The following is a 14,973-nucleotide window of genomic DNA, read 5'->3' as shown; positions in this document are numbered from 1 at the left end:
CCCCACACACGGAACGGATGGTCGTATGAGCGCGCACCGCGACACTGACACCGGCAGGCCCCGCCACCGCAGGCGCAGGAGGGCACTCGCGGTCATGGTGCCCGTGGCGGCACTGACGGCGGCCGGCGCCCTGACGTACGGCGTCGGCGTCCCGGACGAGGCGTCCGCCGCGGCCCCGTCCTGGGCCACCGCCACCGCCGACGGGTTCGCCTCCGTCAACGCCCTCGGGCAGAACGGCACCTACGGCGGCCGTGACGGCAGGACGGTCACGGTCAGGACGCTCGCCGATCTCGAGAAGTACGCGACGGCCGCCGAGCCCTACGTGATCGTCGTCGCGGGAACCATCACCATGAACCCGGTCGGCAAGGAGATCAAGGTCGCCTCCGACAAGACCATCGTCGGCGCCGGCACCTCCGGTCACATCGTCGGCGGGGGCTTCTTCCTCGGCCAGGGCGTCCACAACGTGATCATCCGGAATCTGACGATCCGGGACGCGTACCAGGGTGTCTGGAACGACAAGGAGCACGACTTCGACGCCGTCCAGATGGACGGGGCGCACCACGTGTGGATCGACCACAACGACCTGCGGCACATGGCCGACGGCCTGATCGACGTCCGCAGGGACAGCACGTACGTGACCGTGTCCTGGAACAGGCTGAGCGACGACAACAAGGCCTTCGGCATCGGCTGGACCGAGAACGTCGTCACCGACATCACCGTCCACCACAACTGGATCCGCGAGACCGAGCAGCGCAACCCGTCGACGGACAACGCCGCCCACGCGCACCTCTACAACAACTTCCTCGAGGACGTCCCGGGCACCGCGATCAAGTCCTCGTACGGCAACTACGCGCGCGGCAGGACCAAGATGCTCCTGGAGAACTCCTACTTCCAGGGCGTCACCAACCCGGTCATCAAGGACGCCACCGCCTCCCTCGTGCAGAAGGGGAACACCTTCGTCTCGACGAGCGGGCGCAACGAGAGCGGGGGAAGCGCCTTCGACCCGAAGACGTACTACCCCTACACCCTCGACAGGACCGCCGCCGTGCCCGCGCTCCTGAAGTCCGGTGCCGGCCCCCGCACCTCGATCGGTACGGCCCCGGCGGCCACGAAGGCGGCCGCCGCGACGACGCTCACCGTCGCCAAGGACGGCAGCGGGCAGTACCGGACCGTGCAGGCGGCCGTGAACGCCGTCCCCGCGAACAACCCCTCGCGGGTGGTGATCAGGATCAGGCCGGGCACGTACCGCGAGACGGTCAAGGTCCCGTCCGACAAGCCGCACGTCACCTTGCAGGGCACGGGCGCCAGCCGCAGGGACACCGTCATCGTCCACAACAACGCGGCGGGCACGCCGAAGCCCGGCGGTGGCACCTACGGCACGGGAGGCAGCGCCACCGTCGCCGTCGAGGCGGACGACTTCCAGGCCCGCAACCTGACCGTCTCCAACGACTTCGACGAGGCCGCCAACCAGTCCCTGTCCGGTCACCAGGCCGTCGCCCTGCGCACCGCCGCCGACAAGGTGTTCCTCGACGGCGTCATCGTCAGCGGCGACCAGGACACCCTGCTCGTGGACACCGCCGCCAAGGACCGGCTGGGCCGGGTCTACATGACCAACTCCTACGTCATCGGCAACGTCGACTTCGTCTTCGGCCGGGCCAGCGCGGTCATCGACCGGTCCGTCATCACCCTGAAGAAGCGCTGGAACGGCACCTCGGCCGGTTACGTCACCGCCCCCAGCACGGCCGCGGGCCGCAAGGGCATCCTGATCGCCAACTCCACGGTCGAGGGCGACGTCTCCGCCCGCAGCTTCTACCTGGGCCGCCCCTGGCACGCCGGCGGCGACGCGAGCCTCGACCCGCAGACGACGGTCCGCAACACCACGCTCAGCGCCGCGATCAGGACCGCTCCGTGGACGGACATGAGCGGCTTCTCCTGGAAGGAGGACCGGTTCGCCGAGTACCAGAACAAGGGTGCGGGCGCGGGCGCCCAGAGCGGTGACCGGCCGCACCTGACCGACGCCCAGGCCGCGACGCAGGAGGTCGCCGACTGGCTGGCGGGCTGGACGCCCACGGCCTCCTGACCCGTCGGGCCGGGCGGGGCGACTGTCGGAGGGGCTCCGTAGGGTAGGGGCCATGCCGGAAGAGTCGCCCCTGATCCGCAGCCTGCGCACGGCAGTTGCCGCGGCCCCCACCGACGTCCCCCTGCGTCTGCACCTGGCCGAGCTCCTCCTCGGCGACGGACGGCCCGACGCCGCCGTCGCCGAGGTCGCCGTCGCCCTGCAGCACACGCCGGGGGACGCGCAGGCGCGGGAGCTGATGGCGCGGGCGATGGGGGTGCCCACCCATCAGGCCGCGGACCCTGCAACGCCCCAGGCACCCCGGACCTCTCAGGCCACGCGGTCCCCTGAGGCCGGTCAGCCGCCTCAGCCGCCCCAGGCCCCTCGAGCGGTCCAGGCCCCTCAGGCTCCGCAGCCCACGGAGCCGCCGACGGCTCCCCCGGGGTTCGACTGGAAGGCCGCCGAGGACCAGGTCGGGGACGTGGTGCCGCCGAGGTTCGTGCAGACACCGGTGCGCGCCGACGGACAGGACGACCCCGGCGACGCCGACGCGTGGGACGTCGAGCGGCCCGGCACCGTACGCCTCGCCGACGTCGGCGGCATGCAGGACGTGAAGGACCGGCTGGAGGCCGCCTTCCTCGCGCCGCTGCGCAACCCCGAACTGCGCCGCCTGTACGGCAAGAGCCTGCGCGGCGGCCTGCTGCTGTACGGTCCGCCCGGCTGCGGCAAGACGTTCATCGCCCGCGCGGTCGCCGGCGAACTCGGCGCCGCCTTCCTGTCGGTGTCCGTCAACGACGTCCTCGACATGTGGATCGGCAACTCCGAGCGCAACATGCACGAGGTCTTCCAGACCGCCCGCCGGCAGGCGCCGTGCGTGGTCTTCCTCGACGAACTGGACGCGCTGGGCGCCAAGCGCAGCCGCACCGCGCACAGCGGCATGCGCACCACCGTCAACCAGCTGCTCACCGAACTCGACGGCATCGAGGCCGCCGCCAACGAGGGCGTGTTCGTGCTGGCCGCCACCAACGTGCCCTGGGACGTGGACCTCGCCCTGCGCCGCCCCGGCCGCCTGGACCGCACCCTGCTGGTGCTGCCGCCCGACGCCCCGGCCCGCGAGGCGATCCTCCGCTACCACCTGCGCGAACGGCCCGTCGAGAACATCGACCTGGGCAGGCTCGCCAAGGCCACCGACGGCCTGTCCGGCGCCGACCTGGCCCATGTCTGCGAGGCGGCGGCCGAACGCGCGCTGCTGGAGTCCGCCCGCGCCGGCACCGTCCGCATGATCGGCATGAAGGACCTGCTGGCCGCCGCGAAGGACGTCGTCCCCTCCGCCGAGCCCTGGTTCGCCTCCGCCCGCAACGTGGCGATGTTCGCCAACGAGGGCGGTATGTACGACGATCTGGTCGCCTACCTGAAGAAGAGACGCAAGCTGTGAGCACCGTGCACCCCGTCGTGGAACGGGCCGACGCCCTCATCGACCTCAAACGCTGCGAAGAAGCCAGACAGCTCCTGGCCACACGACTCGCGGAGGACCCGGACGACGTCCGCGCCTGGGTCAAACTGGCACGCAGCCACCTCCAGGACGTCGAGGACGGGGCGAAGGCGCTGGAGGCCACCGAACGGGCCCTCGCCCTGGCCCCCCAGGACATCGGCGCGCTCATCATGCACGCGCACGCCCTGAAAGCCGTCGGCGGCCGGTTCCACGAGACCGAGGACGTGCTGCGCGAGGTCATCCGCCTCGCCCCCGACTACTGGTACGGCTACGCGCTGCTCGGCCACTGGCTGTACCGCATCCGCGCGGTGGAACACGGCCGGGCCCACGGCGCGGTGAGCCGTTCGGCCATGGAGGGCTTCCTGCGGGAGTCGGGCGAACTCGCCCAGGAGGCGATCCGGCTGGCACCGGAGGAGGTGTTCGCCTACGAGGTGGCGTGGTTGATCGCCGACCTGGCGAACAACCGGACCGTGGCCGCCCAGTTGGACGAGGCGATCCTCCGGCTCGACCCCCAGCACCGGGCCGCCCTGGAGCGGCGGACGGCCAGGGAGGCGGACGCACCCGGCGTGCAGGCCGGCGAGGCCGCCACCCTGTACGCCGACGCGCTGGCCGCCGCCCCCGACTCGACGGTGATGCAACGTGGCCTGGACGAGGCCTCCTACCGGCTGCTGCGGGGCGTCCGCTGGCTGGCCCTGCTCTGTGTGGCCCTCGCCGGGGTGGGGCTCGACCTCTTCGCCCCGGAGGGGGAGGTCCGGCGCGAACTGCCGCTGCCGCTCGGCCAGCGGCTGTGGGACCTCGTGCCGATGACCGTGATCTGGGCGCTCGGCGCCCTGCTGCGGTACCGCCGGCTGCGGGCGGGTGTCCGGGTCAACCTCGGGTCGCTGGTCCGACGCCGCGCCTGGCCCCGCGTCGTCCTGGCGCAGGCGGCCTGGGCGATGCTGTGCGCCCTGCTGCTCACCCAGGTGCCCTGGTCGGAGCGGACGGTTCCGCAGGTGATCTTCTGGGCGGGGCTGCTGCCGACGCTGGCGACCGTGTGGTTCGACCGGCGCAAGGTCTGAGCGGGAGTCACACCTCCCCGGCCGTCACCCGCGGCCCCCTCGTGTCGTCCGCCGCCGCCCCCTGCGGCCACGGTGCGGCCGGCCTCGCGTACCTCCCGCGCGGGCGGCGGGTTCGTCGTGGGTGCCCCCTCGACCGGGCGACCCTCGTCGACGGCGAGGACCCGCCCGGCATCCGGCATCCGGCATCCGGCATCCGGCATCCGGCATCCGGCATCCGGCATCCGGCATCCGGCATCCGGCATCCGGCATCCGGCATCCGGCGGGAGGCTCGGCTCGTGGGTGGGCGTGAGTCCTCGTCGCCGGCGAGAAAAGCGAGCGGGGCCCGGTCCGTCCACGGCGAGGCGTGACGGACCGGGCCCCGGAGGGGGCCGGGAGGCCTACTTCACGATCGTGATGCGGTTCGCCGCCGGAGGCTCGATCGGGTCGGCGGGCGAGGAGTTCGCCGTCAGGTACCGCTCCAGGGCGGCCAGGTCGTCGATGCCGACCAGGTCGTTCGTGCCCTGGCCCAGCGTGGTGATGCCGTCGCCGCCGCCCGCGAGGAAGCTGTTCGTCGCGATGCGGTAGGTGGCGGCCGGGTCGACGGCCGCGCCGTTCAGCCGGATGGAGTCCGTGACGACACGGTCGGCGCCGGTCTTCGTCAGGTCCAGCGTGTACGTCAGGTTGGCGGACGGCTGGAGGATCTTCGGCGCGGACGCGTTCGAGCCGCTCACCTGCTCCTTGAGGATCTGGACCAGCTGGGCGCCGGTGAAGTCCTGGAGGTTCACGGTGTTGGAGAACGGCTGGACGGTGAAGCCCTCCGCGTACGTCACCACACCGTCGCCCTCGCTGCCCTTGGCCGCGTAGGTCAGGCCCGCCCGGACACCGCCCGGGTTCATCAGCGCGAGGTCGGTCTCCGGGTCCAGCTCCTTGCCGTACGCGAGCTGCGCGTCGGCGATCAGGTCACCCATCGGGGACTCGGTGCCCGTGTTGGGGACGTCGGCGGAGACATAGCCGATCGCGCGGTTGCCGATGGGCGCCGCGAGCGTGTTCCACCTGCTGATCAGCTCGGTCATGTCCGGCGCCTTGGGGACGGTCCGGGTGACCACGTGGTTCGCCGACTTCACCGCCGTACGGGCGATGTCGCCCGTGAAGCGGTCGTAGGTCAGCGTGGTGTCCGTGTACAGGCGGCCGAAGGAGGCCGCCGAGGTGACCGTGCGCGGCCGGCCCGACGGGTCGTTGACGGTGCACGCGTACGCGGCGTGGGTGTGGCCCGTCACCAGCGCGTCCACCTGCGGCGTGATGTTCTTCGCGATGTCGACGATCGGCCCGGAGATGCCGTCACCCGCGCCCGGCGAGTCGCAGTCGTAGTTGTACGACGTCGACGCCGGCAGACCGCCCTCGTGGATCAGCGCCACGATGGACTTCACGCCCTGGCGCTGGAGCACCTTGGCGTACGTGTTGATGGTCTCGACCTCGTCCTTGAACTTCAGGCCCTTGACGCCCTCGGCGGACACGACACCCGGGGTGTCCTCCAGGGTCACGCCGATGAAGCCGATCTTGACGTCCTTCTTCTTCCAGACCCAGTACGGCTTCAGGATCGGCCGGCCGGTCTTCTCGTCCAGGACGTTCGCCGCCAGGTAGGGGAAGTCGGCGCCCGCGAAGCCCTGGTCCGTGTAGCAGCCGTCCGTCGGGTGGCACCCGCCGTTCTGCAGCCGGGCCAGCTCCTTCGCGCCCTCGTCGAACTCGTGGTTGCCGACGGAGGTGACGTCCAGGTCCAGCTTGTTCAGCGCCTCGATGGTGGGCTCGTCGTGGAACAGACCCGAGATCAGCGGGGAGGCGCCGACCATGTCGCCGCCGGCCGCGGTGATCGAGTAGCCCTTGCCCGCGCGGGCCTGACGCAGGTGCGTCGCGAGGTACTCCACACCGCCCGCGTCGATCGTCTTCGTCGTGCCGTCGTGCTGGATCTCGGTGACCCGGCCCGAGGAACCGGCCGGCGGCTCCAGGTTGCCGTGCAGATCGTTGAACGACAGCAGCTGCACGTCCTGGTAGCGGCTGGGCAGCGGCTTGCCGTACCCGCTGTCGTGCGCGCCCGCCGGGAGCGCGGCGACCATCGCGCCCGCGGTGGCCAGACCCGCGGCCGCCGCGAGCAGCCCGTACGTACGGCGTCTGCGGCTCGGATTCGACTGGGAAGTGGCTGGCATGCGCCCCCCTGTGGTGTCGGCGTCCTCCGGGCCGGCCCGGCCCTGAGAGGCGTGGAAGATGAGTGGCCCCGTCGGGCCGCAGCCTAGAGTCAACGCGCGTAGCGCGACAGGGGGTTCATGATTACATCCTGGTTTCCCTTTGCCCTGACCTTTACCGCCACCTGTGTCTTTTCCGGGCGTTTCGCCTCGCGTGCCGGAACGGCCTTCCCGTGCCGCCACTTTGCCCGACCCGGCCCTTACCCTCGTACGCATGACCAGCGACGACACCGCACGGACCCACGGCTCCCGATCCATCGAGACCCTCTCCGCGCTCTCTCCCGAACAGACCGAGGCCGTCCTCGACCTGCTCACGGACGCCGCCCGGAACGACGGCCAGCAGGCGGTGTCCGAACAGGGCCGGCTGCAACTGCGCGGCGGCGCCCGCGAGGGCGTGGCCCATCTGCTGCTCACCGTCGGCGAGGACCTCGTCGGCTACGCCCAGCTGGAGGACACCGACCCGGTGGAGGCCCCGGCCGCCGAACTCGTCGTCCACCCGCTGCACCGCGGGCACGGACACGGTCGTGCGCTCGGTTCCGCCCTGCTCGCCGCCTCCGGCAAGCGGCTGCGGGTCTGGGCCCACGGCGGCCACTCCGCCGCCCGGCACCTCGCGCAGGTCCTGGGGCTGACGCTGTTCCGCGAACTGCGACAGATGCGGCGGTCCCTGACCGACCTCGACCTGTCCGATCCGGTGCTGCCCGACGGCGTGACCGTCCGCGCCTTCGTCCCCGGCCAGGACGACGCCGCCTGGCTCGCCGTCAACGCCGAATCCTTCGCCCACCATCCCGAGCAGGGCTCCCTCACCCAGCGCGACCTGGACGACCGCAAGGCCGAGCCCTGGTTCGACCCCGCCGGCTTCTTCCTCGCCTTCCACGCCGACCGGCTCATCGGCTTCCACTGGACGAAGGTCCACGCCGAGGAGGGACTCGGCGAGGTGTACGTCCTCGGCGTCTCCCCCGACGCGCAGGGCGGCGGCCTCGGCAAGTCCCTCACCACGATCGGCCTGCGCCATCTCGCGGCCCAGGGGCTTCCCACGGCGATGCTCTACGTCGACGCCGACAACAAGGCGGCGGTGTCGGTGTACGAGCGGCTGGGCTTCGTCACCCACGAGACGGACCTGATGTACCGGACGGAGACCTGAGCTCTGACCGGCGGGCGGGGACGGCGAGGCGGGGATGCGGGACAGTCAGCTCGGGGACACGGCACTCAGCTCGGGCGCCGGGCAGTCAGGGCGGGCACGCGGCAGTCAGCTCGGGTAGCAGGGAGCTCAGGCACGCGGCAGTCAGCTCGGGTAGCAGGGAGCTCGGGCGCGGGGCACAGGGCGCTTCGCCCACCGGGCCTCGTCCTCACCCCGCCCGACCCCGCCCGACAGGGCGCTTCGCCCACCGGGCCTCGTCCGCACCCGCCCGACAGGGTGAGCGTCGCCCCGGCCGGCGCTCGCCCGCACCCGCCCGACAGGCTCAGTGCCGCCCCGGCCGGATCCGTCCGCACCCGCCCGACGAGGTCGACAGCGCCCGTCCGTTCCGGGTGCGCACCGGTCTGCGTCGCAGTGGCTCCGGTGTGCAGAGCACGCCCGTCGCCGTGGCCGCCCCCAGTACCAGGGCCCATCTGATCCGCGTGGCCTCGCCCCACGGGTCCCAGGGGGCCGCCGACAGTCCCCACCGCTCGGGTATGAGCGCCACCACCGCCGCCGCGCTCGCGAGCAGCACCGCGGTGCCCCTGCCCACCTGCGCCCTGTCCGTAAAGCGGACGGTGACGGCCGCCAGGGCGACGGCGCTGACGGCTAGGGCCGCGGCCTCCAGGGTGGCCCGGGTGAGCGGTGGCCGGGACGGGCCCGGCACCAGGAGCAGGGCCGCCGTCCACCACAGGACCGTCGGTGGGGCGACGAGCGCCAGGCGCAGGCCGACCCGCAGGGGGCGGCCGAGGGGTGAGGTGACCGTCGTGTGCCGGGCGGGGTCGTCCAGGACGTGAGCCAGGCCCAGGGCCCCGGTCAGCGCGGCGAGCCGCAGCAGGAGCAGGCCCGCCCGCTCGTCCGGCGCCCCCTCCGTCCACCGGGGGCTCGCGGCGAGGAGCAGCCCGAGGCCACCGGCCACCGCCGGGACCCGCCAGGGCAGGGTGTGCCACAGGCGCGGCAGGAGCGAGCGCAGCAGGGCGGCGGTGAGGGACGCCGGGACCCGCCCGCGCGGGAGACGCCGCTCTACTCGCACGAGTCCGCTCCCGCCGACACCGGGACCCCCAGAAGCTTCGCCGCCTGAGTCGTCGACGTCCGCGGCGAGGTCAGCTCCGACCAGTGGGAGGTGACCTTCGCGGTGATCTCGGCGCGCGGCCGGGACAGCAGTGCGCGGATCACCGCCGTCTGGCCGGCCGTCAGGGACAGCGGATTCGTCGGGGAGAGGACCACTCCGGAGCCGCTCGTGCTGTCGTCCAGGCGGAGGTTCTGGAAGGTGGTCGTCGGGGTGGCGTCGGCGCCCAGGACCAGCCACATGATCGTCACCGGGCGGGCGTCGCACATGTCCTCACCGTCGGCCTCCCTGCCGGTCACCAGGACCGTGGCGACACCGACCGCGAACTCCGGGACGCGGTTGCCGCCCCAGCGGGTGCCGACCGTCACCTCGTCCGGGGTGCGGGACGGGGTCAGGGTGGTGTCGGTCTCGATGCCGCCGCTGGTGTCGATGCGCTGGCGGACCGTCAGGCGGGCGTCGGCGGCGGTGCCCGCGGCCGACCGGACGCGGGCGACGACGTCGGCCCAGTCGTCCCGCACGACCGTCCACTCGGGGAAGGAGCAGTAGGTCGACCCGTCGACGGCCGTGCACGACTGGACCTTCTGCGGTGACGTGGACGCCGTCTCGCGCGCCGCTTCCAGGGCCGCCGTGTCCCGTGGGACCTGGCCGATCACGCCGGCCGCGGTCGTCGCGAGGGCGAGGGCGGTCGCCGCCTTCAGGCGGACGGTACGGCCGCCGGACAGCAGCATCGCCCCGCAGGTCAGCAGCGCGCACAGGCCCACGAGGTAGAGCGCGTGCCAGCCGGCCGGGCGGCCGAGGAGGTCGGAGGGGACGGGGTCGCCGCCGGAGGTGCTCCAGAACAGGACCGGGGAGAGCCAGCCCACCCACCTGCCCTCGGCCCCGGCCGCCGAGCCCACGACGACGAGCAGATAGGCGGCGACCACGAACAGCATCGGGGCGAAGGGGGTCGGCACGAGACGGGCCAGCAGCACGCCCGTGACGCCGGCCAGCAGCACGGTCAGGGGGGCCACGGCCAGCTCGCCGACCGAACCGTGGCCGATCGCGCCGGGCCTGAGTGCCTGCCAGGTGAACTCGGCCGTGACGACGAGCGCGGTGAGGGCCGCCAAGGGGACCACGGACAGCACATGGGCGGCCGTGCGGCGCCAGGGCTCCATGGGCAGGACGTCGAACTGGTGGCCCGTGCCGTTCTTCCGCGAGCGCAGGGCGGCCGCGTTGGTGCAGATGAGCAGGGCGACGGCGAGGAGCAGGGGCTCGGTCTGGGTGTCGCGGTCGACCATGTGGAGGATCGGGTAATCCGCCATGCCCTCCTTGCCGTTGAACAGGCGCCAGGCGGCGATGCCGAGGTAGAGGGCGAGGAGGAGCAGGACCGGCATCTGCGTGAACAGGTCACGGGCCTCGAAGCGGGCCAGGGCGAGGACGGCGCCGAAGCGGCGACCGTCGCGCAGGGGCTCGGGCGGCGCGGCGGCCCGGTCGCCGATCGGGGTGACCGTGGCGCTCATGCCGTCACCGTGCTGTTCTCGCCGTCGAGGGCGAGCAGGTAGCCGTCCTCCAGGGTGGGTTCGAGGAGGTCGGCGCCCTGCGGGGGGTCGCCGACGTTGCGGAAGGTGCCGGTGCCGGTGCGCCAGCCGGCGAGGGCTCCCGGGTCACGCTCGGCGCTGCTCCAGACCCGGCCGGCCGCGCGGGCGGTCAGCTCGGCGGGGGATCCCTCGAAGCGGATCCGGCCGCGGGCCAGGACCACGACCCGGTGGCAGAGCATCGCCACGTCCTCCGTCTGGTGGGTGGACAGCAGGACCGTGCGGCCGTGGCCGGCGTCGGCGATCAACTCGCGGAACCGCATGCGCTGTTCGGGGTCCAGGCCGACGGTCGGCTCGTCCAGGACGAGGAAGCCGGGGTCGCCGACCAGCGCGGCGGCCAGGGCGACGCGCTGCCGCATGCCGCCGGACAGGCGTTTGATGCGCTGCCCGCGCACGTCCGCGAGATCGACGGCCTCCAGCACGCGCCGCACCTCCCGGAGGCGGGCGCCGCGGTCGGTCAGCTCCTTCAGGATCGCCACGTAGTCGACGAACTCGAAGGCCGTGAAGTCCGGGTGGAAGCCGGGGGTCTGGGGCAGGTAGCCGAGCGTGCGGCGCAGAGCGAGACGGCCGGCCGAGGTGCCCGGGTCGTGACCGAGGACCGTGAACCCGCCGCCGTCGGGCGGCACGGCCGTGGCCAGCACCCGCAACAGGGTGGTCTTGCCCGCGCCGTTGGGGCCGAGCAGGCCCGTGACGCCGCGGGTCAGGCGCAGCGAGACGCCGTCGAGGGCGCGGGTGCCGCCGTAGCGCAGGGAGAGGTCGGTGGCGGTCACCGTGGTGGGTGCGGAGGTCATGCGGGGCTCCAGGAAGTCCGGTCGGTGGATGGGGGCGGGGGCGGCGGCGGTGTCATCCGGCGCCGCCGTCCGCGAAGCCGCCGACGGGACGCGCGTCGAAGCGGTCTCTGGTCCGGTGGAGCAGCACGGTCGCGAGGACCGTGACGGCCGCGGCGGCCGACTGTCCCGTCGCGCCGAAGGGGGCGAGGGTGTGGTGCTGGGCCTGCGCCACCAGCAGCACCGTCAGCCAGGCCCCGCCCACCAGGACGGGTGCGAGGACCGGGCCGAGCCGGGGCGTGAGCGCCAGGCCGGTGGCGGTGAGGGCGAGCGCGGGCAGCAGCCAGCTCAGGGCGAGCAGCCCGTACTCCGGCAGGGCGAGGGTGGCCAGGCCGTTGAACGCGAGGCCCGCGGTGAGCACCGCGGCCGTGCGGATCATCAGCAGCCGGAAGCCGTGGAGCGGGGCGACGAGGGCCATCTCGTACGTCGGGTCGAGGGTCCGCCCGTAGGAGAGGGCCACGCCGGCCGGCGGCAGCAGCGGGGCGAGCGCCAGGAACAGGGCGGGACGGTCCACCACACGCACCGCCAGCACCGTCATGACCAGCAGCGACACCACCGCCAGCAGCCAGGAGCGGCGCAGCACCGGCGTCGCGGTCAGCAGCCGCGCGGTGTGGTCGGCCACCCCGAGCCGCACCATCAGCCGCTCGACGGGACCGGGATGCGGTGCGTCCAGTTCGGCGTCCAGCCGCTCCCAGCCGGCGTCCAGCGCCACGGGGTCGGCCGGTGCGAGCCGGGCCCGGCACTGCGCGCATCCCATGAGGTGCGCGTCGGCCGACCACAGCAGCGGCGGCGCGAGCTCCCCCTGCGCGTAGGCCCGCAGATCCTCTTCTGCCACGTGCCACGTCATGCCAGCGCCTCCCGCAGTTGCTTGCGGGCCCGCTGGGCCCGCGTCTTGACCGTGCCCGGGGGGATGCCGAGCAGGACGGCCGCCTCCCGGGTCGTGAGTCCGTCGATGACGGTGGCCTGGAGGACCGCCCTCAGCTCCGGCGAGAGACGGGTGAGGGCCCCGGCGAGGTCGCCGTGCTCCACACCCGCGAGGACGCGTTCCTCCGCGGAGGCCTCGTCGCGGTGGCGAAGCCGGGCCAGAGCCTGGCGCAGCCGGCCGCGCGCGCCGTCACCGCGGACGGCGTCGACCAGCCGGCGGGCGCCGATGCGCCACAGCCAGCCGGCCACGTCGCCCTCCTCCCGGTAGCGGGCGGTGCCCCGCCACACCGCGAGGAACGTCTCCTGCACGACGTCGTCGACTATCCCGGCGTCGGCGCAACGGCTGCGCATGCGCGCGGTCAGCCACGGCGCGAACCGCCGGTACAGCTCCTCGAAGGCATGACGGTCCCCGTCCGCCGCGATGGCCCGCAGCAGCTCCCCGTCGCTTCTCGTTTCGCTCACATCCCCTCATCGGACGAGCCCCGCCGATCGGTTCACGATCCGGCCCACCGGTTTCCGGGCCCGATCCTCCCGGCTTCCGCTTGACGTCCCCCCACCCCATCCACCGCCCCGCCCTCCTGCTGTGGACGGTCCTGGTCGCCGTCCTCGCCGTGGCGCTGCTGGCGCTGTGGAACCCGCTCACCGACGCGGCGGGCGAGGCCTGGCGACAGTGGGGCGCCTGCGCCGGCACAAGCCGCTGCGCCTACGACCAGGACGCGATCCTGCTGTACAAGGACGTGTACGCCTACACCACGGTCGCCCTGAACGTACTCCCGTTCCTCGTCGCCGCCTGGGCGGGCGCCGCCCTCGTCGGCCGCGAGCTGGAGCACGGCACCGCGCGCCTCGCCTGGACCCAGGGCATCTCCCCCACCCGCTGGCTGGCCGTCAAGCTCGCCCCCGCCGTCCTCGTCGCCGCGGGCACCGGCCTGCTGGTCGTCCTGCACCACCTGGCGTGGCGGGAGGGCGAAGGCCGTATCGACACCGCCAAGAGCTGGTACGACAACCCGACCCTGCACGCCAACGGCACCACCACGGTCGCCTTCGCCCTCGCCGGTCTCGCCGCCGGCGCCCTCGCGGGCCTCGTGCTGCGCCGCACCCTGGCCGCGCTCGTCGTCGGACTGGGCCTCGTCGCCGCCGTCCGGGTCCTGGCCGACCTGGTCATGCCGCACCTGTGGCCGGCCGTCACCCGCGTCACCTCGCTCGGCGCCGGCTACCGCTACGACGGCGCCCTCGTCGACTCCGGCTTGGTCACGTCCGGCGGGGCGCACATCGCCGACCCGGCTGCGGCCCGCTGGACGTCGCCGGCTGCAACGCCCTGTACGCCGAGCTCGACGCCACCGGCTTCTACGCCACCGGCTTCTACGCCACCTACCACCCGCACTCCCACTACTGGCCGCTCCAGCTGACTACGACCGCCCTGGTCCTGACCGTCGCCGCCGCCCTCACCCTGGCCGCGTTCGTGCTGCTCCGGCGCTCGACCGCCACCCCTCGGCGCCGCGAGGAGACCGCCGTATGACCGCCGTCGCAACCGCCCGCACCCCGGGCAGCCGGACCGCCGGACCCGCCTCCCGCTGGGGCACCGCGCGGACCGTCCTGCGGCTGCACCGGGCCGCCCTCCTGGTGTGGACCGCGGCCGTGGCGGGCCTGGCGGCCTGGCTGGTGTGGCTGACCGAGGTCACCGCCGAGAAGGCCCGCGCCCGGCAGGAGGCCTGCGACCGGGCGGGCCAGGACTGGTGCGACACGACGGTCGGCGTCGTCGGCTTCGAGGAACCGGTCCACGGGATCGGCCTGGCGACCGGCTTCGCCTTCCTCGCCGTCGCCGCCTTCGCCGGCGGGGGCGCTGATCGGCCGGGACCTGGAGAACGCACCGCGCGCCTCGCCTGGACCCAGGGCGTCACCCCCGCCCGCTGGCTGACCGCCAAGCTCGCCGTCCCCGCGCTCGCCGTGACGCTCGGCACGGCCGTCCTGGTCCTGGCGTTCCGCTGGACGTGGGACACCAACCGGGACCTGCTCTGGGAGGACTGGATGTCCGGGGCGTCCTACGCGGCCCGCGGCGCGACCGTCGGCGCGTACGCCCTGTGCGCCCTCGCGCTCGGCGCGCTCGCCGCGCTCCTGCTGGGACGCACCCTGCCCGCCATGGGCGCCGCCGTCACCACGACCTGGCTGCTCCACTTCGTCCTGGAACGCCACCGCGCCTCCCTGTGGCCCACCGTGACCCGCACCTCGGCGACCCACGTCGACACCCCCGACAACGCGCTGGAGACGCAGTACGGCGTCCTGATCGACGGCCGGTCCACGCCCGGCGTCGACCACGGCGGGTGCGAGGGCCCGGCCGCCGAGATGCGCCGCTGCCTGGACGACCTCGGCGTGACCGGCTACTTCACGCGCTCCCACCCCGAGTCGCACTACTGGCCCCTGCAACTCGTGGAGTCCGGCATCGTCCTCGCCGTCGCCGTCCTCGCGACCACGGCCGCGTTCCGACTGCTGCGCCGCCGCACGGCCTGACCCCGGGCGGCTCACGGACCCGATCCCCGCGGGCCGCCCCCAGATATCCCGCACGCCATGTCGCCGTAACCGTCGGTT

12 protein-coding genes are annotated in these 14,973 nt (G+C 73.5%); 6 read left to right on the top strand and 6 right to left on the bottom strand.

The features are described 5' to 3' along the window. Positions 1-25 precede the first annotated feature (25 nt). From ACZ4YY_RS14465 to ACZ4YY_RS14455, 3 genes are read left to right on the top strand one after another with little or no spacing between them, the layout of a single operon-like run. On the top strand, positions 26-2,080 hold the full coding sequence (locus ACZ4YY_RS14465; RefSeq protein ID WP_468288706.1) for a pectinesterase family protein: 2,055 nt from the start codon (positions 26-28) through the stop codon (positions 2,078-2,080). 52 nt (positions 2,081-2,132) lie between these two features. Continuing rightward, positions 2,133-3,491, top strand: coding sequence for an ATP-binding protein (locus ACZ4YY_RS14460; protein WP_468288703.1), 1,359 nt, complete (start codon positions 2,133-2,135; stop codon positions 3,489-3,491). Then, positions 3,488-4,606 carry a hypothetical protein gene (locus ACZ4YY_RS14455; RefSeq protein ID WP_468288700.1) on the top strand — a complete coding sequence of 373 codons (1,119 nt, stop codon included), beginning with the start codon at positions 3,488-3,490 and terminating at the stop codon, positions 4,604-4,606. The genes ACZ4YY_RS14460 and ACZ4YY_RS14455 overlap by 4 nt, the downstream gene beginning before the upstream one ends. A 377-nt stretch (positions 4,607-4,983) precedes the next feature. On the opposite strand, the gene ACZ4YY_RS14450 is transcribed toward ACZ4YY_RS14455, so the two are convergent. Next, positions 4,984-6,786: a bifunctional metallophosphatase/5'-nucleotidase gene (locus tag ACZ4YY_RS14450; RefSeq protein ID WP_468288697.1), complete on the bottom strand. Its 1,803-nt coding sequence runs from the start codon at positions 6,784-6,786 to the stop codon at positions 4,984-4,986. Positions 6,787-7,036: 250 nt separating this feature from the next. Here ACZ4YY_RS14450 and mshD point away from each other — a divergent pair, with 250 nt between their 5' ends. Next, positions 7,037-7,963 carry a mycothiol synthase gene (mshD, locus tag ACZ4YY_RS14445; RefSeq protein WP_468288694.1) on the top strand — a complete coding sequence of 309 codons (927 nt, stop codon included), beginning with the start codon at positions 7,037-7,039 and terminating at the stop codon, positions 7,961-7,963. A 319-nt stretch (positions 7,964-8,282) separates the two neighbouring features. Here mshD and ACZ4YY_RS14440 read toward each other — a convergent pair whose 3' ends face one another. From ACZ4YY_RS14440 to ACZ4YY_RS14420, 5 genes are read right to left on the bottom strand one after another with little or no spacing between them, the layout of a single operon-like run. Continuing rightward, positions 8,283-9,029 carry an ABC transporter gene (locus ACZ4YY_RS14440; RefSeq protein WP_468288691.1) on the bottom strand — a complete coding sequence of 249 codons (747 nt, stop codon included), beginning with the start codon at positions 9,027-9,029 and terminating at the stop codon, positions 8,283-8,285. Beyond that, positions 9,020-10,564, bottom strand: coding sequence for an ABC transporter permease (locus ACZ4YY_RS14435; RefSeq protein ID WP_468288688.1), 1,545 nt, complete (start codon positions 10,562-10,564; stop codon positions 9,020-9,022). Before ACZ4YY_RS14435 ends, ACZ4YY_RS14440 begins: the two co-directional genes overlap by 10 nt. Then, complete coding sequence (locus ACZ4YY_RS14430; protein ID WP_468288685.1) at positions 10,561-11,430, bottom strand: ABC transporter ATP-binding protein; 870 nt, start codon at positions 11,428-11,430, stop codon at positions 10,561-10,563. The genes ACZ4YY_RS14435 and ACZ4YY_RS14430 overlap by 4 nt, the downstream gene beginning before the upstream one ends. Before the next feature lie 52 nt (positions 11,431-11,482). Beyond that, a complete protein-coding gene (locus ACZ4YY_RS14425; protein WP_468288683.1) occupies positions 11,483-12,313 on the bottom strand; it encodes a cupin domain-containing protein in 831 nt (276 codons plus the stop codon). After that, positions 12,310-12,852 (bottom strand): RNA polymerase sigma factor, encoded by a 543-nt coding sequence (locus ACZ4YY_RS14420; protein WP_468288680.1) that lies wholly within the window; start codon positions 12,850-12,852, stop codon positions 12,310-12,312. Before ACZ4YY_RS14420 ends, ACZ4YY_RS14425 begins: the two co-directional genes overlap by 4 nt. An 80-nt stretch (positions 12,853-12,932) precedes the next feature. Between ACZ4YY_RS14420 and ACZ4YY_RS14415 the strand changes: the two genes are divergently transcribed. Both ACZ4YY_RS14415 and ACZ4YY_RS14410 read left to right on the top strand, forming a co-directional pair. After that, positions 12,933-13,796, top strand: coding sequence for an ABC transporter permease (locus ACZ4YY_RS14415; RefSeq protein ID WP_468288677.1), 864 nt, complete (start codon positions 12,933-12,935; stop codon positions 13,794-13,796). Between the two features lie 106 nt (positions 13,797-13,902). After that, entirely contained in the window at positions 13,903-14,895 is a 993-nt protein-coding gene (locus ACZ4YY_RS14410) for a hypothetical protein (protein ID WP_468288674.1), read from the top strand. Positions 14,896-14,973: the final 78 nt, after the last annotated feature.

Source organism: Streptomyces sp. NPDC030143 (assembly GCF_055573695.1).
This window is presented reverse-complemented; position numbering and strand designations above follow the sequence as displayed.

Coding starts and splice junctions, on each gene's coding strand:
- ACZ4YY_RS14430 (WP_468288685.1), bottom strand. CDS start 11,430: ATGACCTCCGCACCCACCACGGTGACCGCCACCGACCTCTCCCTGCGC.
- ACZ4YY_RS14460 (WP_468288703.1), top strand. CDS start 2,133: ATGCCGGAAGAGTCGCCCCTGATCCGCAGCCTGCGCACGGCAGTTGCC.
- ACZ4YY_RS14410 (WP_468288674.1), top strand. CDS start 13,903: ATGACCGCCGTCGCAACCGCCCGCACCCCGGGCAGCCGGACCGCCGGA.
- ACZ4YY_RS14450 (WP_468288697.1), bottom strand. CDS start 6,786: ATGCCAGCCACTTCCCAGTCGAATCCGAGCCGCAGACGCCGTACGTAC.
- ACZ4YY_RS14465 (WP_468288706.1), top strand. CDS start 26: ATGAGCGCGCACCGCGACACTGACACCGGCAGGCCCCGCCACCGCAGG.
- ACZ4YY_RS14435 (WP_468288688.1), bottom strand. CDS start 10,564: ATGAGCGCCACGGTCACCCCGATCGGCGACCGGGCCGCCGCGCCGCCC.
- mshD (WP_468288694.1), top strand. CDS start 7,037: ATGACCAGCGACGACACCGCACGGACCCACGGCTCCCGATCCATCGAG.
- ACZ4YY_RS14425 (WP_468288683.1), bottom strand. CDS start 12,313: ATGACGTGGCACGTGGCAGAAGAGGATCTGCGGGCCTACGCGCAGGGG.